Origin of the sequence: Nocardioides kongjuensis (assembly GCF_013409625.1) — a bacterium.
GTDB classification, from domain to species: domain Bacteria; phylum Actinomycetota; class Actinomycetes; order Propionibacteriales; family Nocardioidaceae; genus Nocardioides; species Nocardioides kongjuensis.
The window spans coordinates 5,102,549-5,128,869 of record NZ_JACCBF010000001.1; the positions used below are offsets into that span (position 1 = coordinate 5,102,549).

Sequence of the window (26,321 nt, forward strand, 5' to 3'; positions counted from 1 at the left end):
GTTACGGTGATCGGACTCACGTTGGCAATGGTCCTCTTTGGACTGACTGAACCTGAAACTGCGCCAGGCGAGTGGGTTGACGCGCAGGACCGAGCCAGACAAGATACCGACTGGTACGTTCGCGATACGGCGGACGAGTGACCGAGTGACTGGGAGTTGCGATGAAGATCGATCTGCTTTACGCCCTGACCAACCGGACGGGCGAGATGTCGTGGAACGGCGTGCTCCAGGCCGCGCGGCAGCACGCCCAACTGGCGGACGAGCTGGGCTTCGACCGGGTGTGGCTCGGTGAGCACCACTTCGACGTCGACGGGACGGACGCGAGTCCCAACCCGATCCTGCTGGCCGCGGACCTGGCGGCGCGCACGACCAACATCCGCTTCGGGATGGCCGCCGTCTCGATCACCCTGTGGCACCCGATCCGCGTGGCCGAGGACCTCGCGATGCTCGACCACTTCGCTGACGGACGCCTCGACGTGGCCTTCGGCCGCGGCATCCTCCCGATCGAGGTGAAGAACCTCAATCCGGAGGCCGACCGCTGGGGTGGCGCGGACAGCAGCATCGAGATCTTCGACGAGAAGTACGACATCGTGCAGAAGCTGTGGACCGAGGAAGTCTTCAGCTACCAGGGCAAGCGCTACACGCTGCCGACGCCTGACACCAAGTACATCCACGCACCCGGCGCTCCTGAGCCCGAGGGCTGGCTCGATGACGAGGGCAACCTGGTCGCGTTCGCGATGTACCCGAAGTGCTACCAGGACCCCTATCCGCCGCTGTTCGCCGTCACAGAGTCCGAGCGTGGCTTCCGAGACGCCGCTCACAAGGGCATCGGCGCGATCACCTGGTATCCCACCGGGAAGGTGCTCACTGGCCTCAACGAGGCCTACCAGGAGTCCTATCGCGAGGCGCACGGCGAGACCCTGCCGCTGGGTGTCAACACGTCGGTGCTCCGCATGGCGTTCGTCGCCGACACCGACGAGGAGGCCCGCGCGGCCACGGAGTCGTCGATCGCTGACTTCTTCCGCTTCGTCTGCGCGGTGCGCGACATCTCCGTGTGGCTGGACGCCGACGAGGACCCGTCGAGCGTCGACTGGCAGGGCTTCTCCGACGCCGAGGCCTACGACTTCCTCTATGAGCGCGACCACCTGTTCATCGGATCGCCCGCGACGGTACGCGAGCAGATGCTCCGGATGACGGCGTCCCACCACGTGCAGAACTGGCTGCTGCAGTTCGGTGTCCCGGGCATCGACAGCAACGAGGCGATCTCGAGGGCGATGCGCCTCTTCGCCGAGCACATCATGCCCGCGCTCCACGAGGCAGGCGCACAGCTCCCGGCCAGTGCCATCCACTGACTCGCGTCACCAACGGAGGAGGACGACATGACGGAGTACCTCAACCCGGCGGGCCTGCCCTATCCGGAGTACGGCATGAACCCGGGGACGGCGACCCGTGACTGGGTGTTCGCAGGCGGTATGGCCTTCGACTTCGAGACGATGGCTCGGCGTGCCGATGCGGTGACTGTTGCCGCGGAGACCCGGCTGTGCCTCGAGGAGATCGACGAGATCCTGCACGCTGCCGGCGCGACACGGCGCGACATCGTGAAGATGACCTGCTACCTCAGCGACGACTCCTTCCGGCCGGAGTTCTGGACGGCCTACAAGGAGTTCTTCGGCGATGGCCCGTATCCCTCGCGGGTGACCTACTCCGTCGGCATCGCCGGAGGCTGCCGGGTCGAGCTCGACGCCATCGCCGTGCGTCCGCGCGCCCAGGCGGGATGAGCGGCATGTCCGAGCAGGTGGTGCCGTTGCGGCCGTTCGTGGACTGGCACACCCACATCTTCAAGCCCGAGCACTGCGGGCCGGTGTGGACCGACCGCGGGACCGAGCTCGTCGGCCGGCCGGCCTTCGGCGAGGCCGACCTCGCCGAGCACTCGCGCGTGATGGCGGAGGCCGGAGTCGAGAGGTTCGCGCTGATCGGGCTGCAGATCGCGCGGATGGGCATGTTTGTGCCGAATGACTACCTGGGGGAGTACCTCCAGGCCAACAAAGGCCGTGCCATCGCCGTCGGCAGCGTCGATCCGACGCAGCCAGGGGCTGCTGCCGCGCTGCGCCAGGCCATCCGGGAGTTCGGCCTCCACGGCGTGAAGCTGTCACCGCCGTACCAGGGCTTCCACCCGCACTGCGACGAGGCCTACGAGGTCTACCGGGTCGCCGCGGAGGAGGGCATCTTCCTGATGTTCCACCAGGCCAGCGTCTTCGCGCCTGACGGCTTCCTCGAGTTCGCCTACCCGAGCATGCTCGACAAGGTCGCCCGCGAGTTCCGGGACACCAACATCCTACTCGCGCACTTCGGCAAGCCGTGGATGAACGAGACCGTCGAGCTGATGATGAAGAACCGCAACGTATTCGCCGATGTCTCGACGATGCCCGTGAAGGCCTGGCAGATGTACAACGGGCTGCGGCTGGCGATCGAAGGACATGTCACCGATCGCCTGGTCTTCGGCTCGGACTTCCCGTCCTTCCATCCGGGCGACGCTGCCCGGGACTTCCTGGCGATCGCCGATCTCGCGATGCCGCTGCCCATTCCGAGGGAGGTCGTCGAGGACATCCTCTACAACCGCCCGTTCGACCTGATCGTCTCGAGCTGAGGAGCACGTCATGACGCAGTACCTGAACCCCGCCGCCGTCGGTGACTACAGTGGGGCCGGGCTCTCGTCCGGGACCGCGACGGAGTCGCTCGCGTTCGCCACCGGCCTCGCGATGGACCCGACGACCCTGAAGCGCCGCGAGGATGCGGTGACGATCGCCGACGAGGTGCGGATCGCCTTCGAGAACATCGACCACATCCTCGGCGAGGCGGGTCTCTCTCGACGCGACGTGGTCAAGACGACCTGCTACCTGCGGCACGACGAGCACCGCTTCGAGTTCATCCCGGCATTCAAGGATGCCTTCGGCGACGGCCCCTACCCGGCGCGTTGCACCTTCGTCGTCGGTCTCGCCTCCGACATCCGGGTCCAGATCGACGTGATCGCGGTGCGCCCAGACGCCGGCTGACAGCGGCCGGGCGGCGCGTCCTCCCCTGGGGCTTGCGGTCTCGCGCGCACGCGGTCTATTCTCCTACAAATAAACCGACCGGTCGGTATGTACCGGATGACTCAGACAGGCTGGTAGAGGTTCCATGCACACAGGCATCACTCTCACGTTCCAGAATCTCGATCGCGCACGCACTGACCGCGACGTGATCAGCAGCGAGGTGCGGTACGCCCAGCGGGCCGAGGAGGCGGGGTTCGACTCGTTGTGGGTCCCGGAGCACCACTTCACCGATTACGAGCTCACGCCCAACGTGCCGCAGTTCCTCGCCTGGGTTGCGGCGCAGACCGAGCGGCTGCGCCTGGGCACAATGGTGACCGTGCTGCCCTGGCAGGACCCGATCCGCACAGCCGAGAGCTTCCTGATGCTGGACCACCTGTCCCAAGGGCGGGCGATCCTCGGGATGGGCCGCGGACTGGGCCGGGTCGAGTTCGAGGGCTTCCGGGTGCCGATGGGCGAGTCTCGCCGGCGCTTCGTGGAGTACTCCGAAGCCGTGCTGGCCGGCCTCGAGTCCGGCGTCATCGAGTACGACGGCGAGCTCTACCAGCAGCCGCGCGTGACCCTGCGCCCCGACCCCTACGCATCCTTCCGTGGCCGCAGCTTCGCGTCGGCCGTCTCGCCCGAGTCGATGGACATCATGGCGCGGCTCGGCGTTGGGCTCATGGTCATCGCCCAGAAGCCGTGGGAGACCGTGGAGGCCGAGCTCGAGACCTACCGGCGGCGCTACCTCGAGATCAACGGCGAGGAGCCGCCCAAGCCGATCATCTGCGTGTTCACCGGCGTCTCCGACACCGAGGCCGGGGCGCAGGAGATGCGCGACAAGTACCTGCAGCGCTACGCGCTCTCGACCGTTGAGCACTACGAGTTCGACAACGTCGGGTTCGCGCAGATCAACGGCTACGAGTACTACGCCGGACTGGCGCGGAACATCGAGAAGCACGGCGTGGACGGCTTCGCCGGGTTCCTCGCGGACCTCCAGGTCTGGGGCACGCCGGACCAGGTCGTCGAGAAGCTGCTCTCGTACGTCGACCGGCTCGACGCCGGCGGCGTCCTGCTGGTGCCGGCCTTCGGCGGAATGCCGGAGGATGTCGCGGACAAGAACTTCGACCTGATCGCGCGCGAGGTGCTCCCGGCGCTGAAGGACCACCACGTCGGCGGGGATCTCGGCGTTCCCTACGGCACCCCGGCCCTCGCCTGAGGGCGGCATCGCCCACCGGAACCGACCCCCGAGCGGAAGGAAGTCTTCGATGAACAACCCCCAGGACGTCACGCAGCCCCAGCACTGGATCGACGGAGAGTTCGTCACCGGGTCCGGATCGGACGGGATCGACGTGTTCGACCCCGCGACCGGACGACGTGTTGCCGAGCTGGCAGCAGCCACGGATGCCGAGGTGGACGCCGCCGTGGCGGCCGCATCCGCGGCCTTCGAGGAGTGGAGCGAGCTCTCGATCACGCGCCGGGTGCAGTACCTGCACATGATGCGCGCGAACGTCGTCGGCAACGGCGAGCAGTTGGCACGCACGATCAGCCTCGACCAGGGCAAGACCCTCGAGGAGGCCCGCGGCGAGGTGATGCGGGCGGCGGAGTTCATCGACACCGCCCTCGCCGCGCCGATGCTGATGCACTCACGGTCCGGTCACGTCGCTGGACCGATCGAGGCACGCAACGCCCGGGAGCCGCTCGGCGTGTGCGTGGCGATCACGCCGTTCAACTTCCCGGTGATGAACTCCAGCCAGTTCTCGGCCTGGGCGCTGGTGACCGGCAACACGCTCGTCGTCAAGCCGTCCGAGCAGGACCCGATCGCGACGACCGCACTCTTCCACCTCTTCGCCGAGGCGGGCCTGCCCCATGGTGTCCTCAACCTCGTGCACGGACGGGCCGAGGTCAGCAAGCGGCTGATCGACCACCCGGACGTCGCCGCGGTCTCCTGCATCACCTCGACGCCGACGGCGAAGGCCATCCACGAGCGGGCGTCGTCTCTCGGCAAGCGGGTCCAGGCCAACGGCGGCGCGAAGAACCCCATCCTGGTGGCCTCCGACGCCGATCTCCGGCTCGCGGCGGAGGGCATCGTGACCTCCGCCTTCGGCATGGCCGGTCAGCGGTGCCTCGCAGGCACCCGCATCATCGTGCTCGACGATGTGTACGACGAGATCGTCGAGCGGGTCGCGATGCTGACGGACCAGCTGGTGATCGGCGCCGGCCTGGACGAGGGCACCACGATGGGCCCCGTCGTGAGCGCGGCCAGCCGGGCCCGGCTCGAGGGCCTGATCGGCGAGGCCGTCGACGCAGGTGCGACCGCCGTGCGTGACGGACGCGGCGTCGTCCCCCGCACGCCGTCGGCCTCGAGCGAAGGATACTTCGTCGGGCCGACGGTCCTGGCCGACCTCCGCCCGACCCACCCAGCCGAGTTCCAGGAGACCTTCGGGCCGGTCATCGCGATGCACCGGGTCGGTGACCTCGACGAGGCGATCGCACTGTCGAACGACACCGAGTTCGGCAATGCATCGACGCTCTTCACCCGGTCCGGCAGCGCCGCCCGACGCTTCGAGAGGGCCTCCCGCGCCGGCAACATCGGCATCAACACCTTCCCGGCGCCGCCCGCGAACTTCGTGATGGGCGGACTCGGCGCTTCGTTCTACGGCGAGACCCACGTGTGCGGCGACGCCCCGCTCCGCTTCTACACCGAGGAGAAGCTCGTCGTCTCCCGCTGGTGAGCGGACGGAGGAGGACGGATCAGGCGACGTGGAGGAGAGGAGCGCAATGAGGATCGAGGTGGCGGACCCCGCCCTGGCAACGGCTCTGGGTGAGCTCGGCTCGTCCGGGGGACGCGCAGAGGACGGTGTCGTCTTCGGGCCGGCACGGGTGACGACGTGGGCCGAGGCGGAGGAGGAGTTGACGCGCGCGTACCGACTGGCTCATGCCGCGGCCCAGGAGAACGCGCCCGTCGTGTTCGTCGTGGATGCGGCGGCGGCGGTCGGTCGCGGGGCTCCGCTCGACGCGGCGGTCGCCGTCGGACTGGTGGCCGGCGGACGGTGCCTGGCCTTCGAGGGCCTGCGTAAGGACGAGTACGCCAGCGTCATCGGGTACGACGGCGCCGAGCCCCCGTCGCGCGTGGCGGCGACGGTCGAGTTCCTCGTGGCGACCGGGGTCGGACGGGGGCAGACGGTGATGGTCGGTTCCTCCCACGTGGGGGCGATGCTGCCGTGAGCCTCGCCATCGTCACCGGTGCCGCCCGCGGCATCGGGCAGGCCATCGCAGCCCGGCTCGCCGAGGCCGGGCACGCCCTCCTGCTCGTGGACCTGGACGAGCGGGTGCACGACACCGCGGCAGAGCTCGGCGGCTCGGGCGTCCGCGCCGACATCGCCGATCCTGCGGACGTGACCCGGATCGTCGCAGCCGTCCAGGAGGGCGGCAGCGCCCCGCGTGTGCTGGTCAACAACGCCGGCATCACCCGCGACAGCCTCCTGCGCAGCATGGACGAGGCCGCCTTCCGTGCCGTCGTCCGGGTCAACCTCGGGGGCACCCACGCGCTGACCGAGGCGATCGCACCGCTGCTCGTCGACCACGGCGCGGTCGTCAACATCAGTTCGCGCGCCCAGCTCGGCAACGTCGGCCAGTTCAACTACGGGATCGCCAAGGGCGGCGTCATCGGGCTCACCCGGGCCCACGCGCTCGCCTTCGCTCCGCGGCTGCGGGTCAATGCCGTGGCGCCGGGCTTCGTCGAGTCCGAGATGACCCTCGCCATGCCCGCCGAGGTCAGGCAGCGGGTCGTCGACGCCATTCCGCTGGAGGTGCCCGGCCAACCCCTGGACATCGCAGAAGCCGTCGAGTGGCTGGCCTCCGACGCTGCGTCGTACGTGACCGGTCAGGTCCTCTACTCCTGCGGCGGACGCAGCTTCGCGTGACCGGCCGCCCGAAACGAAAGGTCAGACATGGCTGAAGCCGTGATCATCGATGCCGTCCGCACCCCGCTGGGCAAGCGGGGAGGCGGCCTCTCCTCGGTCCACCCGGTGGACCTCGGCGCCCAGGTGCTCTCCGCGCTGGTGCAGCGCACCGGCGTCGACCCGGGTCTCGTCGAGGATGTCATCTGGGGTTGCGTGACGAGCATCGGTGAGCAGTCCTCCAACGTCGGCCGCTGGACCGCCCTCGCGGCGGGCTGGCCCGACACCGTGCCGGGTACGACGGTCGACCGGGCCTGCGGCTCCTCGCAGCAGGCGCTCGCGTTCGGGGCCGCCGGCGTCGTGGCGGGGCACTACGACCTGGTGGTCGTCGGGGGCGTCGAGTCGATGTCGCGGGTGCCGATGGGGGCGACCCGGTCCAGCGGCCACGGATCCGCGCGCGGGCCGGCGATCGCGGCGCGCTACCCGGACGTCGAGTTCTCACAGGGTCAGGCCGCGGAGCTGATCGCGCGGGCGTGGGACTTCTCGCGCACGGTGCTCGACCAGTTCAGCCTCGAGTCCCACACTCGGGCCGCGGCCGCGCGCTCTGCTGGCAACTTCGAAGCAGAGATCGTGCCTGTCCGCACCGAGGACGGGATCGTGGCAGTCGACGAGGGCATTCGGGAAGATGGGTCGCTCGAGCGCCTGGCGCAGCTGCGTCCGGCGTTCGCGGACGACGGTCGCGTCACTGCGGGGAACGCGTCACAGATCTCCGACGGCGCCTCTGCGGTCCTGCTCGCCAGCACCGAGAAGGCGGCCGAACTCGGCCTCGAGCCGCTGGCGCGGGTGCACAGCAGCGCGGTCGTGGGTGTCGATCCGGTCATGATGCTGACCGGCCCGATACCGGCGACGGCCAAGGTGCTGGCTCGTGCCGGCCTTCGGCTCGCGGACATCGGTTCGGTCGAGGTCAACGAGGCCTTCGCATCGGTCGCGCTTGCCTGGCTCGCCGAGACCGGCGCCGACCCGGTGCTCCTCAACCCGGACGGTGGCGCAATCGCGCTGGGCCATCCGCTGGGTTGTTCCGGCACGCGCCTGACCACGACCCTCGTGCATCGCATGCGGCGAGAGGGCATCCGGTACGGGCTGCAGACCATCTGCGAGGCCGGCGGGATGGCCAACGCGCTCGTCCTGGAGGGGCTGTGACAGCCGAGACCGACGCCGCGCTGGCAGAGGCGCTCGTGGCGGTCCGTCGTTTCTCGCCGGGGCTGGCCGACATGACCGAGACCACACTCTTCGGCGATGTCCTCAGCCGTCCTGGTCTGTCCCCGCGGGATCGGGCGCTGGCGACATTGTCGGTGTTGATCGCAGGCGGCAATGTCGAGCAGCTGAGGTTCCACGGGCCACGGGCCGCGGCCTGCGGCGTCGGCCGCGACGAGATCGCCGAGCTGGTGCTGCAGCTGGCCTTCTATGCCGGATGGCCGCGCGCCATGTCGGCGCTGACCGTGCTGGACGAGGTTCTGCCGGTCGCCGGCATTGAGCCTCAGGAGAACGCGACCACGTAGGGGTTGACGCGATGTGACCGGGGCCATACGGTTGGCCAAATCAAACCGACCGGTCGGTGTGTAATGAGTGGAAAGTGAGTCTCCCATGCGTGGATTGGTTCGAGGTGCCGCGGGCGCCGCTCTTGCCCTGGGTCTGGCCCTGACGGCCTGCAGTGCCCCGGACGACGAGTCGGGCGCAGCCAACGCCGGCGAGGCGCAGGCGCTCGGCAAGGAGATGGCGGCACAGGTTGCAGACCTGCTCGAGCGGCCGACGTCGATCGGGCTCGACGTCCCGGTCGACACGGTCCCGAAGGGCAAGCAGCTGGCCTACCTGCAGTGCAGCCTCCCGGCCTGCGAGTCACTGGGCAAGGCGCTCGAAGAGGCCACCGACGCCGTCGGGTGGGACCTGAAGGTGATCCCGACCGGCGCGACGCCGGAGGAGATCAAGACGGCGTGGGCGCAGGCCGTGCGGCTCGCTCCGGACGGGGTCATCGGACTCGGCCACGACCGGCGGTTCTTCGACAGCGAGCTCCAGCAGCTCGAGGCGAAGGGGATCCCGGTGCTGCGCATGAACATGGTCGACCCCGTCGGCGGCGGCGTGACCGGTGTCCTGCTCGGCCGCGACACCTACGAGGCGGCCGGCGAGACGATCGCCAAGTACACCCTGTCCAAGGCGGGAGACCAGCTCAACGCGGTCGCAGTCACGGTCGGCGAGGTGCTGCCCAGCCTCGAGGTCATGGCCGAGAGCTACAAGGCCAGCGTCGAGGCAGCCTGCGCGAAGTGCTCCGTCAAGATCCTGGAGCTGCCCTCGACCAGCCTCGGCAAGGATCTCCCGACCCGCGTGGCGGCGTACCTGCGGCGCAACGCCGGCGTCAACTGGGTCGACATCGGGCTCACCGACATGGCGGTCGGCCTTCCGGCCGCACTCCGCTCGGCCGGCCTCAGCCCGGCCGACGTGCAGGTCGTCGGGCTCGGTGCCTACAACGTCGCGGCCAACCAGTACCTCGCCGATGGCGACTTCCTCACCGCGGTGCTGACCGCCGCGAGCGACGAGGAAATGTGGCGGGCCGTCGACTACTTCATCCGTGCGTTCAACGGGGCGGACACGACGCCGTCGACCGACCGGGACACCTGGCCCGAGTGGATCGTGACGAAGGAGTCGCAGCCCACCGCGTCCGAGACCTACCCGACGGTCGCGGACTACCGCGAGCAGTACCGCGCGCTGTGGGGCCTGTCCTGACGCCCACCCGGGCGGCGGACTGAGCCATCCAGACAAGACAGGGGTGTGGGAGATGAGCGACGTGCGACTCCGGCTGAGCGGCGTGAGCAAGACCTTTCCCGCTCAGCGCGCGCTGAGCGGGGTGGACCTCGAGGTCCGTGCCGGTGAGGTGCACGCCCTGGTGGGTGAGAACGGGTCGGGGAAGTCGACGCTCATCAAGGTCCTCTCGGGATTCCACCGCCCCGACCCCGGCTCCCGGGTCGAGGTCGACGGCGTCGGCCTCGATCCGGGCAACCCGGCCGGATCGCTCGCCGCCGGCCTGCGCTTCGTCCACCAGGACCTAGGTCTCGTCGACGAGCTCGGCGCGGCCGAGAACGTGGGACTGACCGCGGGTTTCGCCGGCAAGCTCGGTCGCATCGCCTGGCGTGCCCATCGGGAACGGGTCCGCCACCTGATGGCTCGAGTCGGCGTCGAGGTCGACATCGACCGGCCCGCAGGTCGCCTCGCGGCCGTCGAGCGCAGTGCGGTCGCGATCGCGCGTGCTCTGGATGACACACACGGCGTACCGAAGGTTCTGGTGCTGGACGAGCCCACTGCGGCCCTGCCCCCGGCCGAGGTCGACCGGCTGATGCAGGTCATCGCCGACCTGCGTGAGCGGGGCGTGAGCATCATCTACGTCTCGCACCGGCTGGGTGAGGTGCTCGGGATCGCCGATCGGCTCACGGTGCTCCGGGACGGGCGCAGCCTCGGGACGTACGACACGGAGGGCATGGACGAGGCCGCGCTCGCCGAGCTCATCGTCGGTCGCCCAGTGGCCGAGATCGGACGGCGCGCTCACCTGCGGCCCGTCCCCGACGCGGCATCACCGGTCCTCACGGTCGCCGACCTGACGACAGACCTGCTGCGTCGCGTCGACCTGTCGGTGCATGAGGGAGAAGTGCTCGGCATCGCCGGCATCGCGGGGTCCGGGCGCGAGGAGCTCGCGTCGGCTCTCGCCGGCGCGCTCCCGGCGCAGCTGAGGCTGACGATGGCGGGCGCACCCAGCGAAACCGTAGTGTCGGTGCGGCAGGCACGCGGCCGCGGCATCGCGCTCGTGCTGCCCAACAGCCACCCGGCAGCGGCCGTCGGAGAGCAGACCGTCGCCGAGAACATCGGTCTGGCCCGCCCCGCGGCCGTCGTACGACGAGGCTGGATCTCGCGACGCCGTGAGCGCGACGTGGCGCGCGAGTGGATCGAGCGCCTCGACGTCGCACCGAGCGATCCGGACCGGGCCTACAGCCTGCTCAGCGGTGGCAACAAGCAAAAGGTCGCTCTCGCGCGCGGCCTGATCGGTGCCCCGAAGGTGCTCGTGCTCGACGACCCCACGAGTGGTGTCGACATCGGGGCGCGGCAGTCGATCTACCGGCTGGTCCGGGACCTGGCGGCGACGGGAACACCGTCGATCGTCTGCTCGGCCGACCTGGACGACCTCGTCGGCATGGCCGACCGCGTCCTGGTGCTGGTGGACGGGCAGGTCGTCGACGAGCTCGTCGGTGATGCAGTGACCGAGGCAGGACTTCTTGCCGCGATGGCACGGCGGCGGTCCGTGCCCGACGCGGCCCTGGCACAGATGGGTGGACAGCGATGAGCGAGACCATTAGCGGTACGACGGCCGGCACCGCAGCGGTGACGGCCACCGGGGGTAGCGGAGGCTCCGGCACCCGCGCGGACCGGCCCCGTGCCCTGCGGGGCCTCGGGTTCGGCACCATCGGCGCGGTCTACGTCTGGCTCGCCATGATCGGCCTGTTCGCGCTCTGGATCCCCGACCTTTGGCTCGATCGCGCGACCGTCACGACCCTGATGAGCGACTACTCCATCACCGCGCTCGCCGCGTTGAGTCTCGTCGTCGTCCTGTCGGCCCGGCTGTTCGACCTCTCGATCGGCTCGACGATGAGCCTCGGCGGCGTCGTGGCCGGGCACCTGCTCGCGACCACCACGCTCCAACCCATCCTGTGTGCGCTCGGCGGGGTGCTCGCCGGAGCGCTGGTCGGCCTCGCGAATGCGGTGGCGGTGGTGTGGCTCCGCCTGGAGTCGCTCATCGCCACGCTGGGGACTGGCGCGATCGTCGCTGCGATGGCGGTCGCGCTGTCCGGGGACAAGGTGCTGACCGAGCGCATGTCCGGGGACTTCAACCTGATCGCCATCGGCGAGATCGCCGGCATCAACGTCGCTTTCCTCTACGTCATCGCGCTGATGGTCGCGATGGGCCTCGTGCTGGAGCAGACCGCTGCGGGCCGCCGGCTCTACGCGACCGGCTACAACACCGAAGCGGCGCGCCTGATGGGCGTGCGCGTCAACCGCGTCAAGGTGGTGGCCTTCATGGTGTCCGGCGCGCTGGCCGGCTTCGCCGGCGTGATCCTCGCGGCCCGGCTCCAGGCCGGTGCGCCCGATGCCGGCGCGCACTACCTGATCCCCGCGTTCTCCGCGGCCTTCCTCGGAGCGACCCAGTTCCGACACGGCCGGTTCAACCCGTGGGGTGCGGTGCTCGCCGTCCTCGTGATCGGCACCGGCTCGCTGGGCCTGTCGCTGGCCGGCGGCCCGGCCTGGGCGCCGGACGTCTTCTCGGGCCTGATCCTGATCGTCGCCGTCGCGATCACCGTCGCCGAGCGAGGCCCGCGCCGGGCAGGTGTGGCATGACGCCCTCGGCCTTCGCCCCGTTGCGGGCCGAGGTACGCGCCTTCGTCGAGGAGCAGCGTGCGGCGGGCGCCTTCGTGCCCGGTATCGACAGCTGGCTGGCCGGCTGGGACGAGGAGTTCAGCCGGAAGCTGGGCGAGCGGGGCTGGCTGGGCATGACGATCCCTACCGAGTACGGCGGGCACGGGCGCACGTACCTCGAGCGGTTCGTCGTCACCGAGGAGCTGCTGTGCGCAGGGGCACCTGTCGCGGCCCACTGGATCGCCGACCGGCAGATCGCCCCGTCGCTGCTGCGTTTCGGGACGCCTGCCCAGCGTGAGGAGTTCCTGCCGGCCATCGCCCGCGGTACGTCGTACTGGGCGATCGGGATGAGCGAGCCGGACTCCGGCTCGGACCTCGCCTCCGTGCGCACCCGCGCCACTCGCATCGACGGCGGCTGGCGGCTCTCGGGGACCAAGGTGTGGACCTCGGGCGCCCACCGTGCCCACGCGTTCTTCGTGCTGGCCCGGTCCGCGTCCCTCGACCCGGCCCACCGGCACGAGGGCCTGACCCAGTTCCTCGTACGGCTCGACGCACCGGGCGTTCAGGTCAACCCGATCCACTCGTTCGACGGCAGCCACCACTTCAACGAGGTCGTCCTCGACGACGTCGAGGTGAGCGACACCGACGTGCTCGGCGAGGTCGGTCAGGGCTGGCGCCAGGTCACCTCCGAGCTCAAGTTCGAGAGAAGCGGGCCCGAGCGCTTCCTGTCCACGTTCGCCGGCCTGGCGGGTCTGACCGCGAACGGCCTGCCCGTGCGTGCGTCGGCTGCTGGCGTCGGTCGCCACGTGGCCCGCCTCGCGGCCCTGCACCACCTGTCGTACGACGTCGCGACCCGGCTCCAGGCCAACGTGCCTGCCGAGCTCCTGGCCGCCATGGTCAAGGGGATCGGCACGCGCTCCGAGGGCGACATCGCCGAGGACCTGGCCGAGTGGGTGGTCGACGTGCTCGACCCGGAGGTCGACCGGTTGGCGGCCGACGGCCTGAGCCGCCGCCCCGGCTTCACGTTGCGGGGCGGGACCAACGAGGTGCTGCGCGGCATCGTCGCCAAGGGACTGGGAGCGTGACCATGGAGATCTCGGACGCAGGTCTCGACGTCGACCCGGACTTCTCGTCGATGCTCGACCGGCTCTTCGCCGACCTTGCTCCCCGGACCTGGTCCGACCGCGAGCCGACCGGGCTCGACCGGGACGCTTGGCGTCAGGTCGACGAGCTCGGCGTCACCCTGCTCACCACGCCCGAGGACCGCGGCGGGTCCGGCGCACGGTGGCCGGAGATGTGGACCCTGCACCGATCGGCGGCTCGGCACGGGGTCGCGCTCCCACTGGGGGAGCACGACCTGCTCGGCCGGTGGCTCGCCGACAGGTTCGGCTGGACCACGGGCGATGACGTGGTGAGCGTCGGCGTCGCACGGAGCGGCCGGGCGGTCGACGTACCGTGGGGGGCTGACGTGGACACGGTCCTGCTGGTCGAGGTCCACGGCGACGGTGCGGTTGTGTCGCGCCACGCCAGTGCCGACTTGACCTGGTCGACCGACGGTCGTCTGCCCACCTCCCGCCGGGCACGCACCCGCGTCCCCGGCATCGCCGAACGGCTGCCGGTCGCGCCTGATGACGTTGTCGACCTCCGGTTGCGCGGTGCACTGCTGCGGTCGGTCCAGATCGTCGGCGCGCTCGAGCGGTGCGTCGACCTCGCCGTGGAGCACGCCGCCATTCGGGTGCAGTTCGGGCGCCCGCTGCTCGCCTTCCAGGCCGTGCAGGGGATGCTCGCCGACGCCGCGTCCGAGACCGCCCTCGCCCGCGCCGCAGTGGCCGCGGCGATCCGGGAGGCCGACGCTGTCCAGGACCTTCGCGCTGCCCGCACTTCCGTTGCAGTAGCGAAGTCCTGCAGCTCCCATGCGGTAGGGCCGGTGACCCGAGCAGCGCACCAGGTCCTCGGCGCCATCGGTACGACGCGCGAGCACGACCTGCACCGGTTCTCGATGCCGGCCCTCGGCTGGCGCGGCGAGTTCGGCACCGGCGCGGACTGGGACGCCGAGCTCGGCGCCTCGGTGGACGCGACGGGGCTCCCCGCTGTGTGGCATCGGATCGTCGACGGGCTGCCCGCATGAGCGACCTCTGGTTCGACGACCTCGAGCGCGGCGCCGCGTGGACGAGCACGGGCCGCACCCTCACCGAGGCCGACCTGGTCGCCTTCTGCGGGGTCTCCGGCGACTTCCATCCCCTGCACGTCGACGCCGAGTACGCCGCCCGCTCGCGATTCGGAGGCCGTCTGGTCCACGGTGCCCTGGTGCTGTCGGTCGCGACGGGGCAGCGCGGCCAGCTCCCGTTCGTCGGGGAGCCGTTGGTCGCCTTCGTCGAGATCCGGAGCTGGGTGATGCGGGCGCCGGTCCACCTCGGCGACACGGTGCGGACCAGGACGACGATCGTCGACCTGCGGACCACCAGCGACGGAGCACGCGGGGTCGTGGTGCAGCGGGTCGAGATCCTCAACCAGCGCGACGAGGTCGTGCACGAGGGCGAGATGGTCAACGTGGTGCGCACCCGAGCGGGTTGCTAACGTACCGGTCAGTCGGAAGCTGGAGGAAGGACCTCCAGCGAGGAGGTGTTCCCTGTGACAGAAGCCGCGAACGCTCGTCGCAAGAGACTCCGCGATCCCGAAGGCGCTCGCAACGCGCTCGTGAAGGCGGGAGTCGAGCTGTTCGAGGCGCGGGGATATGCCGCCACGTCGGTCCAGAGCATCGTCGATGCGGCCGGGCTCACCAAGGGTGCGTTCTACCACCACTTCGAGAGCAAGGACGAGCTGCTGCAGCGCGTCCACGACGAGTTCATCGACCACCAGCTGTCCAAGGCGCGCGCAGTGATGTCCGAACCGGGTCTGCCGGCCGCCGAGCGGCTGCGCAAGCTCATCCGGGAAGCACTTCTCGAGCCGATGGCGGTCTACAAGGCGGAGATCACCGTCTTCCTGCAGGAGCGCCGCTTTCTCGAGGGCAGCACGTTCGACGAGATCCAGCGCAAGCGCGACGAGTTCGAGCGCTACTTCGTCGACCTGATCGACCACGGCATGAAGGACGGCTCGTTCCGGCCGATCGGACCGGCTCGCGTGATCGCCTTCGGCATCATCGGAACCGGCGCGTGGACACACACCTGGCTCCACCTCGACGGCAGCCTCTCGCCGTCCGAGATCGGCGAGATGTTCGCCGAGATGCTGATCGGCGGGCTGGTTCCACGCGACTGACCCGCCCGGCTGCCGCGACTCGTACGCAGTCGGCGACCGGATGTACGTACCGCGACAGGTAGTTCTGCGGATGCGTCGCCGGGCCACCGCGATGTCCAATGGTCCTGGCAATGAGGCCGGGAAGGGACGGGAAGTCATGGACACGACGACAGCGAACGGCACGACGCCCGGCCTTCGGGCGGCGCTGCTGAAGATCGCCCGGAAGTACGAGGATCTGGGAGCGCAGGCTGCCGCTGGTGCGCCGTACTGGGAGCCGTGCCCGTCGACGGTAGTGTCCTTTCGTGCCGTGGCCGAAGCGTTGCGTTCCGAGGTCGAAGACCTCTGAAGGCTCGCGGGAACTCTCGTTCCACGCGGCGGCCCGTCGGGATCCTTGAGCTCCGTCCAGCACGTCTGCAGTGCGCGACAGTCGACCACGTACCGTCGGCCCCGCGAGGGCGCCGGAAGCGCGGACTCTCCACATATTCTCCAAGTATTCGACGATCGCGGTCGAAATTCGCCGAGACGGCGACGTACAGTCGAGACGACAGTCACAGGTGACGGTGGCCGCTTCCCCGGCTTCCATGGGGGTGTTCGTCGAAGGAACCCGAGATTCTGACAGGAACTCGGAGCCTTCCGGCGAGGCTCAGGTGCGACGAGAAGGTCAGGGGTTCGAATCCCCTCACCGGTGACGTCCCGCGTCGTGGTGGAGTTTCCTCGACACCGTGCGGGTCAGTGGTTCTCATGATGCCGTCATGAGTTCGGGCTTGGCCACCTCCTGCTCGGTCTTGTTGGTGCCGGTGATGAGTTCCATGGAGTGTTCGGACAGATAGCGACGTTCGGCGGTGACCTGCCATTCGTCGTGGGCTTCGACCAGGACGGCCCCGGCCAGCCTGAGCAGGGCCTCGGGGTTTGGGAAGACGCCGACGACGTCGGTGCGGCGTTTGACCTCCTTGTTGAGCCGCTCCAAGGGGTTGGTCGACCAGATCTTTTTCCAGTGCGACACCGGGAACCCGGTGAACGCGAGGAGGTCGTCGTGGGCATCACGCAACATCTGCTCGACCTTGGGCAGCTGTTTGCCGAGCATCGCCGCGATGACCTCGAACTGCTCACCAACGTGCTCGGCGTCGGGTTGGGCGAAGATCGTGCGGATTGCGGCGGCGACCATCTCAGCGTTGCCCTTCGGTACGACCGCGAGGACGTTGCGCATGAAGTGGACCCGGCACCGCTGCCAGCTCGCGCCGACAAAGACAGCGGCGATCGCTGTCTTCAGGCCGGTGTGGGCGTCGCTGATGACCAGCTGGACACCACCCAGGCCGCGGGCCTTCAGACCGCGCAGGAACGCGGTCCAGAACGCCCCGTCCTCGCTGTCCCCGACGTCGAACCCGAGGACCTCACGGCGCCCGTCGGCGGTGACTCCGGTGGCGATCACGACGGCCTGGGACACCACGCGACGGTTCACGCGGGCCTTGCAGTAGGTGGCGTCGAGGAACACGTACGGGTAGGTGATCTCGCCCAGCGACCGGTCGCGGAACGCGCCGACTTCCTCGTCGAGGTCCGCGCAGATGCGGGAGACCTCGGACTTGCTGATCCCGGTGTCCGCGCCGAGTGCTTTGACCAGGTCGTCGACCTTCCTGGTCGAGACACCGTGGAGGTAGGCCTCCATCACCACCGCGAACAAGGCCTGGTCGACCCGTCGTCGGCGTTCGAGCAGTGAGGGGAAGAAGGATCCCGACCTCAGCTTCGGGATCCGCAGTTCCAGGTCGCCGGCGGTCGTGGACAGGGTCCGCGGCCGGGAGCCGTTGCGCTGTGTCGTGCGTTGGTCGGTGCGTTCCCAGGGGCCGGCGCCGATCACAGCGGTGAGCTCGGCGTCGATCAACGCCTGGTAGATCGTCTGTGCCGCGGTGCGGACGCGGTCCTCGACCCCGCCGGCCTGCATGGCTTCAAGTACCTCGAGTAGTGCAGCATTGTCCAAGGCCATCGTGCTTCGTGTCCTATTCGTGAGTGTCTGTCGCAAGTACTCACTGACCGTCGCACGATGGCCGCCTACGTCACCGGCAACACGACGAACCTCAACGCCGAGGAACTACACCACTCGGCGGGACGTCACCCCCTCACCTCCACCGGCAAGCAAGAACCGGCAGGTCGCCTCTGACCTGCCGGTTCTTGCGTTCTCGGACCCGGCGGGCATGCCCGGTCACCGGCTCGCTGACCGTCAGGGGCAGGTGCTGGTGCTCGGAGGCGCTGGCCGCCCGGCGTCCCCGCGCGGGGAGGTGCCCATCGTGCGCTTCCACGCTCTCCGCCGCCGCGCAGCTGGGTAGACGCGGCTGAACGGGAGCGTGTGGCCCGGGTCATGTCGTCTCGATTTGTGCTGTCGCGGTGGTGTGCGTAATGTTCTCTTCGTCGCCGGGTGCGGCGGGGAGCAAGACGGCTGTCGGTCGGAGGGCTTCCGGTTACCCGGGATCGCTTGGTCTTGGATCTTTGGTTCGGGGCGTCGGTCAGAAAAGCAGGTCCACACGGATTTGGCACAGGCTGGGGTCTGGTTCTAGGTTTCGGGGCTGCATCTGCTCGAAGTTGATCTGCGCGGGGTTTGTTCGTGTGGTGATCTTTGGTGCGTGTGATGTTTGAGAACTCAACAGTGTGTCATGCATAGATTGTTGTGACGTTTGTGTGCATGCGGTCTTTTGATCGTGTGTGTGTTTTCGGCAATGATGATTCTGATGACGAGTTTGTCAGCAGGTCTGAATGCTGGGTTTGGATTTTCTTATGGAGAGTTTGATCCTGGCTCAGGACGAACGCTGGCGGCGTGCTTAACACATGCAAGTCGAGCGGAAAGGCCCTTTCGGGGGTACTCGAGCGGCGAACGGGTGAGTAACACGTGAGTAATCTGCCCTGTGCTCTGGGATAGCCACCGGAAACGGTGATTAATACCGGATATAACCACTGTCCGCATGGGTTGGTGGTGGAAAGTTTTTTCGGCGCAGGATGTGCTCGCGGCCTATCAGCTTGTTGGTGAGGTAATGGCTCACCAAGGCTTTGACGGGTAGCCGGCCTGAGAGGGTGACCGGTCACACTGGGACTGAGACACGGCCCAGACTCCTACGGGAGGCAGCAGTGGGGAATATTGGACAATGGGCGGAAGCCTGATCCAGCAACGCCGCGTGAGGGATGACGGCCTTCGGGTTGTAAACCTCTTTCAGTACCGACGAAGCGCAAGTGACGGTAGGTACAGAAGAAGGACCGGCCAACTACGTGCCAGCAGCCGCGGTAATACGTAGGGTCCGAGCGTTGTCCGGAATTATTGGGCGTAAAGGGCTCGTAGGCGGTTTGTCGCGTCGGGAGTGAAAACACCGGGCTTAACTCGGTGCTTGCTTCCGATACGGGCAGACTAGAGGTATGCAGGGGAGAATGGAATTCCTGGTGTAGCGGTGAAATGCGCAGATATCAGGAGGAACACCGGTGGCGAAGGCGGTTCTCTGGGCATTACCTGACGCTGAGGAGCGAAAGTGTGGGGAGCGAACAGGATTAGATACCCTGGTAGTCCACACCGTAAACGTTGGGCGCTAGGTGTGGGGCCTATTCCATGGGTTCCGTGCCGTAGCTAACGCATTAAGCGCCCCGCCTGGGGAGTACGGCCGCAAGGCTAAAACTCAAAGGAATTGACGGGGGCCCGCACAAGCGGCGGAGCATGCGGATTAATTCGATGCAACGCGAAGAACCTTACCTGGGTTTGACATACACCGGAAGCCCCCAGAGATGGGGGTCTCTTTGATACTGGTGTACAGGTGGTGCATGGCTGTCGTCAGCTCGTGTCGTGAGATGTTGGGTTAAGTCCCGCAACGAGCGCAACCCTCGTTCCATGTTGCCAGCGGGTTATGCCGGGGACTCATGGGAGACTGCCGGGGTCAACTCGGAGGAAGGTGGGGATGACGTCAAGTCATCATGCCCCTTATGTCCAGGGCTTCACGCATGCTACAATGGCCGGTACAAAGGGCTGCGATCCCGTGAGGGGGAGCGAATCCCAAAAAGCCGGTCTCAGTTCGGATTGGGGTCTGCAACTCGACCCCATGAAGTCGGAGTCGCTAGTAATCGCAGATCAGCAACGCTGCGGTGAATACGTTCCCGGGCCTTGTACACACCGCCCGTCACGTCACGAAAGTCGGCAACACCCGAAGCCGGTGGCCTAACCCTTGTGGAAGGAGCCGTCGAAGGTGGGGCTGGCGATTGGGACGAAGTCGTAACAAGGTAGCCGTACCGGAAGGTGCGGCTGGATCACCTCCTTTCTAAGGAGCACACCCTCATCGACAGCCGAGTGCGTTGTCGGTCTTCAGGGGTGTTCGGATAGTGGAACGCAACAATCGTGGGACGGTCATTCCTTTGTGGGGTGTCTTGTTCGGTAGGTGTGGCACGCTGTTGGGTGTCTGAGGCATCAGACGCCTGCTCGGGTTGGTCCGGGTGTGGGGCTGGTTGGCTTCTGGTTGTTTGATTTCTTCATAGTGGACGCGAGCATTAATATTAGTGTTTGTTTCGTGATTGTTTTGTGTGTTCTCTTAATTGGTTTGTTCCATGAGGGCTGCTGACAGTTCATGATTGCTCGGCTCGTTGCTGCTGTGCCTTTGGGTGTGCCTTTGGGTGGTGCCCTGGGTGTGGTGGTGGGGGTGGGGTTGTTGTGTGTGTTGGTGGTTTGTTGTGGGCAAGTTGTTAAGGGCACATGGTGGATGCCTTGGCATCGAGAGCCGATGAAGGACGTTGGAGCCTGCGATATGCCCTGGGGAGTTGGCAACCGAGCGTTGATCCGGGGATGTCCGAATGGGGAAACCCAGCTGGAGTCATGTCCAGTTACCCGCATCTGAATGAAATAGGGTGTGTGGAGGGAACACGGGGAAGTGAAACATCTCAGTACCCGTAGGAAGAGAAAACAAAAGTGATTCCGAGAGTAGTGGCGAGCGAAATCGGATGAGGCTAAACCCATGTCGTGTGATAGCCGGCAGGCGTTGCGGTGTGGGGGTTGTGGGAGTGTTGTTGCTGTCTCTGCCGGGATGGCGCGCAGTAAGAAACCAGACGTGAGGTCGAAGTCCGTTGGAAAGCGGTGCCGTAGCGGGTGATAGCCCCGTAGACGACAGTGTCTGGCTGTGTTCAGCATTTCCCAAGTAACACGCCACCCCTGAAATGGTGTGTGAATCTGGCGGGACCACCCGTTAAGCCTAAATACTCCTCGATGACCGATAGCGGACCAGTACCGTGAGGGAAAGGTGAAAAGTACCCCTGGCGGGGAGTGAAATAGTACCTGAAACCATGTGCCTACAATCCGTTGGAGCCTGTGAGGGTGACAGCGTGCCTTTTGAAGAATGAGCCTGCGAGTTAGCGATACGTGGCGAGGTTAACCCGTGTGGGGTAGCCGTAGCGAAAGCGAGTCCGAATAGGGCGTTTGAGTCGCGTGTTCTAGACCCGAAGCGGAGTGATCTATCCATGGGCAGGTTGAAGCGCCGGTAAGACGGCGTGGAGGACCGAACCCACTTCAGTTGAAAATGGAGGGGATGACCTGTGGATAGGGGTGAAAGGCCAATCAAACTCCGTGATAGCTGGTTCTCCCCGAAATGCATTTAGGTGCAGCGTTGCGTGTTTCTTGCCGGAGGTAGAGCACTGGATAGCCGATGGGCCCTACCAGGTTACTGACGTTAGCCAAACTCCGAATGCCGGTAAGTGAGAGCGTGGCAGTGAGACTGTGGGGGATAAGCTTCATAGTCGAGAGGGAAACAGCCCAGACCATCGGCTAAGGCCCCTAAGAGGTGGCTAAGTGGAAAAGGATGTGGAGTCGCAGTGACAACCAGGAGGTTGGCTTGGAAGCAGCCACCCTTGAAAGAGTGCGTAATAGCTCACTGGTCAAGTGATTCCGCGCCGACAATGTAGCGGGGCTCAAGCCATCCGCCGAAGCCATGGCAATCGTATTCAACCCAGGCCACTACTTGATGGTGGTCCAGGGGTACGGTTGGGTAGGGGAGCGTCGTGTCACGGGTGAAGCGCCGGAGTGATCCAGGTGTGGATGTGACACGAGTGAGAATGCAGGCATGAGTAGCGAATCACGGGTGAGAAACCCGTGCGCCGATTGATCAAGGGTTCCAGGGTCAAGCTAATCTGCCCTGGGTAAGTCGGGACCTAAGGCGAGGCCGACAGGCGTAGTCGATGGACAACGGGTTGATATTCCCGTACCGGCGAAATGGCGCCCATGACGAGCCCGGTGATGCTAACCACCCAAAGCATCTCGTACCGATGTCTTCGGACAAAGGGCGTGGTGTGGAGCGTGGGATCCGATCCGGTAGTAGTCAAGCGATGGGGTGACACAGGAAGGTAGCCCAACCGCCGCGATGGTAGACGGCGGGTAAGCATGTAGGGGGTGTGGTAGGCAAATCCGCCATGCAGCCGTTGGATCGGTGGCCCTGAGATGTGATGCCGACCCCGTAGGGGGGAAGTGGGTGATCCTATGCTGTCGAGAAAAACCTCTAGCGAGCCATGAGCCGCCCGTACCCGAAACCGACTCAGGTGATCAGGTAGAGAATACCGAGGCGATCGAGACAACCATGGTTAAGGAACTCGGCAAAATGCCCCCGTAACTTAGGGATAAGGGGGGCCCGATGTGTGAACCCACTTGCTGGGGGAAGCACAGGAGGCCGCAGAGACCAGGGGAAAGCGACTGTTTACTAAAAACACAGGTCCGTGCGAAGTTGTAAGACGATGTATACGGACTGACTCCTGCCCGGTGCTGGAAGGTTAAGAGGACGGGTTAGACGCAAGTCGAAGCTCAGAATTTAAGCCCCAGTAAACGGCGGTGGTAACTATAACCATCCTAAGGTAGCGAAATTCCTTGTCGGGTAAGTTCCGACCTGCACGAATGGAGTAACGACTTTCCTACTGTCTCAACCATGGACTCGGCGAAATTGCACTACGAGTAAAGATGCTCGTTACGCGCGGCAGGACGGAAAGACCCCGGGACCTTTACTATAGTTTGGCATTGGTGTTTGGTTCGGCTTGTGTAGGATAGGTGGGAGACTGTGAAACCTTCACGCCAGTGGGGGTGGAGTCATCGTTGAAATACCACTCTGGTCGTACTAGATGTCTAACCTAGGGCCATGATCTGGTTCAGGGACAGTGCCTGATGGGTAGTTTAACTGGGGCGGTTGCCTCCCAAAATGTAACGGAGGCGCTCAAAGGTTCCCTCAGCCTGGTTGGCAATCAGGTGTTGAGTGTAAGTGCACAAGGGAGCTTGACTGTGAGACAGACATGTCGAGCAGGGACGAAAGTCGGAACTAGTGATCCGGCCACTGCGAGTGGAAGCGTGGTCGCTCAACGGATAAAAGGTACCCCGGGGATAACAGGCTGATCTTCCCCAAGAGTCCATATCGACGGGATGGTTTGGCACCTCGATGTCGGCTCGTCGCATCCTGGGGCTGGAGTAGGTCCCAAGGGTTGGGCTGTTCGCCCATTAAAGCGGCACGCGAGCTGGGTTTAGAACGTCGTGAGACAGTTCGGTCCCTATCCGCCGCGCGCGTAGGAAACTTGAGAAAGGCTGTCCCTAGTACGAGAGGACCGGGATGGACGAACCTCTGGTGTGCCAGTTGTACCGCCAGGTGCATGGCTGGTTGGCTACGTTCGGAAGTGATAACCGCTGAACGCATCTAAGCGGGAAGCACGTTTCAAGATGAGGTTTCCCACCCCTTGTGGGTTAAGGCCCCCAGCAGAACACTGGGTTGATAGGCCGGAGGTGTACAGCAGTAATGCCCAGCCGACCGGTACTAATAGGCCGAAGACTTGCCACAACAAACCCCCAACACACTCAACAAACCACGTATACAGCACTGTGTTGGTGCGCGCGTCCACATGAAGAAGACCAACCCCGAACATACACGGGGTTCATAGAGTTACGGCGGCCATAGCGGCAGGGAAACACCCGGTCCCATCCCGAACCCGGAAGTTAAGCCTGCCAGCGCCGATGGTACTGCAACCGAGAGGATGTGGGAGAGTAGGACGCCGCCGGACAAACATTGCCTCAGGGCCAGCACACCACGTGCTGGCCCTGAGCGCTTTTTCGGGCCTGATCACGGCCCCCAGGTCACCTCGGTCATGTTGATCCAGTCCATCGCGAACGTCCACGGCGTCACGACGGTTCCGGCAGAGGTCTGCGGGTCCACTGCCACCAGGCTGAATCCCGCTCCCCAGGAGCTCTGCGTGGTCTCTGCACGGGCGAGCGCGAGGAGCCGCTCGCCGTCCGGCGACCACGCGACGTCCCAGAACCGGAAGCGACGCACGTCGCCCAGCCGGCGGGGCGCCAGCGTCGTGGTCGTGCCCGTGGCCCGGTCGTGGACACGGATCCGGCCGTTCGGGCCGACGTACGCCAGTCGGGAGGCGTCCGGCGACCATGCGGCGCCGCTGTCGTACTCGTGGATCTCCCCAAGGCGCTGCCTGCGCCCCGTGCGGAGGTCGACCACGTGCACCGTGAAGTCGTCCGCCCACCCCACGCCCACGGTGTGTCCCGTCTTGACCGTGAGCGCGAGCTCGTCGCCGGACGACCATGCGACGGCGATCGGCCCGGTGTCACCGTAGCCGGCCCCGCTCCGGTCGGCGTCCGCGCGCCACACCAGCTCCGGAGGACTGCCGTCGAGCCGCACCACACGGACACCGGCGGCGGTGGTGAACGCGATCGCCTCGGCATCGGGCGACCAGGTGAACGCCATCGGCAGGCGGTTCGCCCGCGCGCCGGCAGGGAGCGAGGCGAGGACGCGGTCGTCGCCGTCCATGTCGAGCACGTGCAGCTCGACACGCTGGGTCCAGCCGTCACCGCTCCGGAAGGCGAGATGGCGTGCGTCAGGCGACCAGAGAGGGCACGGCGAGCCGAGCGCCATGCGGGGGCGCGACGGCGGCTGCGCGAGCCTGGCGACCAGGTCAGGGGCTCCCAGGTCGCCGTTGGCGTCCATGGGCCGCACGACGACGCGCCGACCAGCCAGGTGGGCCAGCCGAGCGCCGTCCGGCGACAGCGCGGGGCAGCGCTCGTGGGCGCGCGTCGCGACGATGCGGCGGGCCGGTCGGCCGTCGAGGACCAGGTAGAGGTCCATCGGCATCGGGTGGGTCTCCACCCGGCCGAAGTCGACCGCGTCGGTCAGGCCGGGACCTGCCCCGGCATCGGCTGCGAAGACGATCGTGCCGCTGACGTCCGTCCGGTGCTCGTCCGGGAGGGCGTGGGCATCGGACGAGTCCGGAGGTGGTGGGGCCGCCTGCGCCGGCGGGCGATGAGTGGCCGCCGGACCTCCGCACCCGGTCAGGGCGACGACCGCCAGGGCTGCAGCCAGGCTGTGACGGAGCACGGGGCCTCCTCTCGACGACGCTGCACGAGGAAGAGCCGCCAGTCGCACCGTTGGTTCCCGCCTGGCGGGTGACACGATCTTTGACTTCAGGTACGTGGAGTTCCTAGCGTCGTCGCGGTGAGCACACGAGCTGCCGAGCGCACCTCCTCCCTCGAGGGGGCGGTCGGCTCGCACCGTCCGGACCGGGCGCGTGCCTTGCCCGACGACGCCCTCGCCGACTCACCCGAGAAGACGCCCTGACGAGGAGACGACCATGACCTACGACCGCACCGCCGTCAGCGCCTGGGCGGCACCGGCGAGCAAGGCGGCGCTCGAGCGGACGACCATCGTGCGCCGCGAGGTCGGCGCGAACGACGTCCTGATCGCGATCGAGTACGCCGGCATCTGCCACTCCGACATCCACACCGTTCGTGGGGACTGGGGCCCGCAGCCGTTCCCGGTCGTGCCCGGGCACGAGATCGTCGGCATCGTCGCCGAGATCGGCAAGGACGTGACCAACCACCGGGTCGGCGACCGGGTGGGAGTCGGCTGCCTGGTCAACGCGTGCCGCGAGTGCGTGAACTGCCGGCGCGGCGAGGAGCAGTTCTGCCTGAACGGCAGCATCGCGACCTACGCCGCGACCGACCGCGACGGCTCCACCACGCAGGGCGGCTACTCGACGCACGTGGTCGTCGACGCGAACTTCGTGCTGTCCGTCCCCGCCGGCCTCGACCCCGCGGCAGCCGCGCCGCTGCTGTGCGCCGGCATCACGACGTACTCGCCGCTCAAGCGGTGGGGCGCCGGCCCCGGCAAGAAGGTCGCGGTGCTCGGCCTCGGCGGACTCGGCCACATGGCGGTCAAGATCGCCCACGCGATGGGCGCGGAGGTGATCGTGCTCTCGCAGTCGCTGAAGAAGCAGGAGGACGCCGAGCGCCTCGGGGCCGACCGCTACTACGCGACCGCCGACCCGACGACCTTCGAGGCCCTCGCCGGCGAGCTCGACCTCGTCATCAACACGGTGAGCGTCAGCCTCGACATGAACGCCTACCTGCGCCTGCTCGCCGTCGACGGAGCCATCGTCAACGTCGGTGCGCCGCCGCGGGCGTTCAGTGTCGCACCGATGTCCCTCATCTACGGCAGGCACGCGCTCGCCGGCTCGATGATCGGAGGCATCGCGGAGACCCAGGAGATGCTCGACTTCTGCGCCGAGCACGGCATCGGCTCGGAGATCGAGGTGATCGCCGCCGAAGCAGTCAACGAGGCGTACGAGCGGGTGCTGGCGTCCGACGTACGCTACCGCTTCGTGATCGACGCCGCGACGATGTAGGACCTGC

General features: G+C 66.9%; 22 protein-coding genes and 3 rRNA genes. 23 read left to right on the plus strand and 2 right to left on the minus strand.

The window, feature by feature from the left end; translation table 11 throughout:
- Positions 1–161 precede the first annotated feature (161 nt).
- The 18 genes from BJ958_RS24480 (at position 162) to BJ958_RS24565 (ending at position 16,001) form a co-directional block, all read left to right on the plus strand.
- Positions 162–1,352 carry an LLM class flavin-dependent oxidoreductase gene (locus BJ958_RS24480; protein ID WP_179729400.1) on the plus strand — a complete coding sequence of 397 codons (1,191 nt, stop codon included), beginning with the start codon at positions 162–164 and terminating at the stop codon, positions 1,350–1,352.
- 27 nt (positions 1,353–1,379) lie between these two features.
- Positions 1,380–1,778: a RidA family protein gene (locus tag BJ958_RS24485; protein ID WP_179729401.1), complete on the plus strand. Its 399-nt coding sequence runs from the start codon at positions 1,380–1,382 to the stop codon at positions 1,776–1,778.
- 5 nt (positions 1,779–1,783) lie between these two features.
- A complete protein-coding gene (locus BJ958_RS24490; RefSeq protein WP_218865958.1) occupies positions 1,784–2,647 on the plus strand; it encodes an amidohydrolase family protein in 864 nt (287 codons plus the stop codon).
- Positions 2,648–2,657: 10 nt separating this feature from the next.
- On the plus strand, positions 2,658–3,053 hold the full coding sequence (locus tag BJ958_RS24495) for a RidA family protein (protein WP_179729402.1): 396 nt from the start codon (positions 2,658–2,660) through the stop codon (positions 3,051–3,053).
- A 124-nt stretch (positions 3,054–3,177) separates the two neighbouring features.
- Positions 3,178–4,287, plus strand: coding sequence for an LLM class flavin-dependent oxidoreductase (locus tag BJ958_RS24500; protein ID WP_179729403.1), 1,110 nt, complete (start codon positions 3,178–3,180; stop codon positions 4,285–4,287).
- A gap of 49 nt (positions 4,288–4,336) precedes the next feature.
- A complete protein-coding gene (locus BJ958_RS24505; RefSeq protein WP_179729404.1) occupies positions 4,337–5,803 on the plus strand; it encodes an aldehyde dehydrogenase family protein in 1,467 nt (488 codons plus the stop codon).
- Between the two features lie 46 nt (positions 5,804–5,849).
- Positions 5,850–6,296 (plus strand): hypothetical protein, encoded by a 447-nt coding sequence (locus BJ958_RS24510; protein ID WP_179729405.1) that lies wholly within the window; start codon positions 5,850–5,852, stop codon positions 6,294–6,296.
- Positions 6,293–6,994, plus strand: a complete 702-nt coding sequence (locus tag BJ958_RS24515; RefSeq protein WP_179729406.1) for an SDR family oxidoreductase — start codon at positions 6,293–6,295, stop codon at positions 6,992–6,994. The genes BJ958_RS24510 and BJ958_RS24515 overlap by 4 nt, the downstream gene beginning before the upstream one ends.
- Before the next feature lie 27 nt (positions 6,995–7,021).
- Positions 7,022–8,170, plus strand: coding sequence for a thiolase family protein (locus BJ958_RS24520; protein ID WP_179729407.1), 1,149 nt, complete (start codon positions 7,022–7,024; stop codon positions 8,168–8,170).
- Entirely contained in the window at positions 8,167–8,529 is a 363-nt protein-coding gene (locus BJ958_RS24525; protein WP_343052783.1) for a carboxymuconolactone decarboxylase family protein, read from the plus strand. Before BJ958_RS24520 ends, BJ958_RS24525 begins: the two co-directional genes overlap by 4 nt.
- Before the next feature lie 85 nt (positions 8,530–8,614).
- Positions 8,615–9,748: a sugar ABC transporter substrate-binding protein gene (locus BJ958_RS24530; RefSeq protein WP_179729408.1), complete on the plus strand. Its 1,134-nt coding sequence runs from the start codon at positions 8,615–8,617 to the stop codon at positions 9,746–9,748.
- Between the two features lie 52 nt (positions 9,749–9,800).
- Entirely contained in the window at positions 9,801–11,354 is a 1,554-nt protein-coding gene (locus BJ958_RS24535) for a sugar ABC transporter ATP-binding protein (protein ID WP_179729409.1), read from the plus strand.
- Positions 11,351–12,403, plus strand: coding sequence for an ABC transporter permease (locus tag BJ958_RS24540; protein ID WP_179729410.1), 1,053 nt, complete (start codon positions 11,351–11,353; stop codon positions 12,401–12,403). Before BJ958_RS24535 ends, BJ958_RS24540 begins: the two co-directional genes overlap by 4 nt.
- A complete protein-coding gene (locus tag BJ958_RS24545; protein ID WP_179729411.1) occupies positions 12,400–13,506 on the plus strand; it encodes an acyl-CoA dehydrogenase family protein in 1,107 nt (368 codons plus the stop codon). Before BJ958_RS24540 ends, BJ958_RS24545 begins: the two co-directional genes overlap by 4 nt.
- A 2-nt stretch (positions 13,507–13,508) precedes the next feature.
- Positions 13,509–14,549, plus strand: a complete 1,041-nt coding sequence (locus tag BJ958_RS24550; RefSeq protein ID WP_179729412.1) for an acyl-CoA dehydrogenase family protein — start codon at positions 13,509–13,511, stop codon at positions 14,547–14,549.
- Complete coding sequence (locus BJ958_RS24555) at positions 14,546–14,998, plus strand: MaoC/PaaZ C-terminal domain-containing protein (protein WP_179729413.1); 453 nt, start codon at positions 14,546–14,548, stop codon at positions 14,996–14,998. Before BJ958_RS24550 ends, BJ958_RS24555 begins: the two co-directional genes overlap by 4 nt.
- 120 nt (positions 14,999–15,118) lie before the next feature.
- Positions 15,119–15,676, plus strand: coding sequence for a TetR-type transcription factor C-terminal domain-containing protein (locus BJ958_RS24560; RefSeq protein WP_218865959.1), 558 nt, complete (start codon positions 15,119–15,121; stop codon positions 15,674–15,676).
- Positions 15,677–15,812: 136 nt separating this feature from the next.
- Positions 15,813–16,001 carry a hypothetical protein gene (locus BJ958_RS24565; protein ID WP_179729415.1) on the plus strand — a complete coding sequence of 63 codons (189 nt, stop codon included), beginning with the start codon at positions 15,813–15,815 and terminating at the stop codon, positions 15,999–16,001.
- A 393-nt stretch (positions 16,002–16,394) separates the two neighbouring features.
- Here BJ958_RS24565 and BJ958_RS24570 read toward each other — a convergent pair whose 3' ends face one another.
- Positions 16,395–17,633 carry an IS256 family transposase gene (locus BJ958_RS24570; protein WP_179725696.1) on the minus strand — a complete coding sequence of 413 codons (1,239 nt, stop codon included), beginning with the start codon at positions 17,631–17,633 and terminating at the stop codon, positions 16,395–16,397.
- A 782-nt stretch (positions 17,634–18,415) separates the two neighbouring features.
- Here BJ958_RS24570 and BJ958_RS24575 point away from each other — a divergent pair.
- The 3 genes from BJ958_RS24575 to rrf all read left to right on the plus strand — a co-directional run bounded on the left by BJ958_RS24575 (position 18,416) and on the right by rrf (position 23,686).
- Positions 18,416–19,935: ribosomal RNA gene (locus BJ958_RS24575) — 16S ribosomal RNA — on the plus strand.
- 408 nt (positions 19,936–20,343) lie between these two features.
- Positions 20,344–23,466, plus strand: a 23S ribosomal RNA gene (locus BJ958_RS24580).
- A gap of 103 nt (positions 23,467–23,569) precedes the next feature.
- Positions 23,570–23,686 (plus strand): 5S ribosomal RNA (gene rrf / locus BJ958_RS24585).
- The 16S, 23S and 5S rRNA genes sit together here, the layout of an rRNA operon.
- 59 nt (positions 23,687–23,745) lie before the next feature.
- Here rrf and BJ958_RS24590 read toward each other — a convergent pair.
- A complete protein-coding gene (locus BJ958_RS24590) occupies positions 23,746–25,008 on the minus strand; it encodes a PD40 domain-containing protein (RefSeq protein ID WP_179729416.1) in 1,263 nt (420 codons plus the stop codon).
- 117 nt (positions 25,009–25,125) lie between these two features.
- Here BJ958_RS24590 and BJ958_RS28845 point away from each other — a divergent pair, with 117 nt between their 5' ends.
- Both BJ958_RS28845 and BJ958_RS24595 read left to right on the plus strand, forming a co-directional pair.
- Entirely contained in the window at positions 25,126–25,248 is a 123-nt protein-coding gene (locus BJ958_RS28845) for a hypothetical protein (protein ID WP_281367203.1), read from the plus strand.
- Positions 25,249–25,261: 13 nt separating this feature from the next.
- Positions 25,262–26,314: an NAD(P)-dependent alcohol dehydrogenase gene (locus tag BJ958_RS24595; protein WP_179729417.1), complete on the plus strand. Its 1,053-nt coding sequence runs from the start codon at positions 25,262–25,264 to the stop codon at positions 26,312–26,314.
- The last annotated feature ends 7 nt before the right edge of the window (positions 26,315–26,321 follow it).

What these genes read in the sequence shown, in the direction of transcription:
- BJ958_RS24520 (WP_179729407.1), top strand. Translation starts at nt 7,022, where the DNA reads ATGGCTGAAGCCGTGATCATCGATGCCGTCCGCACCCCGCTGGGCAAG.
- BJ958_RS24565 (WP_179729415.1), top strand. Translation starts at nt 15,813, where the DNA reads ATGGACACGACGACAGCGAACGGCACGACGCCCGGCCTTCGGGCGGCG.
- BJ958_RS24540 (WP_179729410.1), top strand. Translation starts at nt 11,351, where the DNA reads ATGAGCGAGACCATTAGCGGTACGACGGCCGGCACCGCAGCGGTGACG.
- BJ958_RS24555 (WP_179729413.1), top strand. Translation starts at nt 14,546, where the DNA reads ATGAGCGACCTCTGGTTCGACGACCTCGAGCGCGGCGCCGCGTGGACG.
- BJ958_RS24490 (WP_218865958.1), top strand. Translation starts at nt 1,784, where the DNA reads ATGTCCGAGCAGGTGGTGCCGTTGCGGCCGTTCGTGGACTGGCACACC.
- BJ958_RS24495 (WP_179729402.1), top strand. Translation starts at nt 2,658, where the DNA reads ATGACGCAGTACCTGAACCCCGCCGCCGTCGGTGACTACAGTGGGGCC.
- BJ958_RS24535 (WP_179729409.1), top strand. Translation starts at nt 9,801, where the DNA reads ATGAGCGACGTGCGACTCCGGCTGAGCGGCGTGAGCAAGACCTTTCCC.
- BJ958_RS24545 (WP_179729411.1), top strand. Translation starts at nt 12,400, where the DNA reads ATGACGCCCTCGGCCTTCGCCCCGTTGCGGGCCGAGGTACGCGCCTTC.
- BJ958_RS24570 (WP_179725696.1), bottom strand. Translation starts at nt 17,633, where the DNA reads ATGGCCTTGGACAATGCTGCACTACTCGAGGTACTTGAAGCCATGCAG.
- BJ958_RS24485 (WP_179729401.1), top strand. Translation starts at nt 1,380, where the DNA reads ATGACGGAGTACCTCAACCCGGCGGGCCTGCCCTATCCGGAGTACGGC.
- BJ958_RS24510 (WP_179729405.1), top strand. Translation starts at nt 5,850, where the DNA reads ATGAGGATCGAGGTGGCGGACCCCGCCCTGGCAACGGCTCTGGGTGAG.
- BJ958_RS24530 (WP_179729408.1), top strand. Translation starts at nt 8,615, where the DNA reads ATGCGTGGATTGGTTCGAGGTGCCGCGGGCGCCGCTCTTGCCCTGGGT.
- BJ958_RS24505 (WP_179729404.1), top strand. Translation starts at nt 4,337, where the DNA reads ATGAACAACCCCCAGGACGTCACGCAGCCCCAGCACTGGATCGACGGA.
- BJ958_RS24550 (WP_179729412.1), top strand. Translation starts at nt 13,509, where the DNA reads ATGGAGATCTCGGACGCAGGTCTCGACGTCGACCCGGACTTCTCGTCG.
- BJ958_RS24480 (WP_179729400.1), top strand. Translation starts at nt 162, where the DNA reads ATGAAGATCGATCTGCTTTACGCCCTGACCAACCGGACGGGCGAGATG.
- BJ958_RS24500 (WP_179729403.1), top strand. Translation starts at nt 3,178, where the DNA reads ATGCACACAGGCATCACTCTCACGTTCCAGAATCTCGATCGCGCACGC.
- BJ958_RS24595 (WP_179729417.1), top strand. Translation starts at nt 25,262, where the DNA reads ATGACCTACGACCGCACCGCCGTCAGCGCCTGGGCGGCACCGGCGAGC.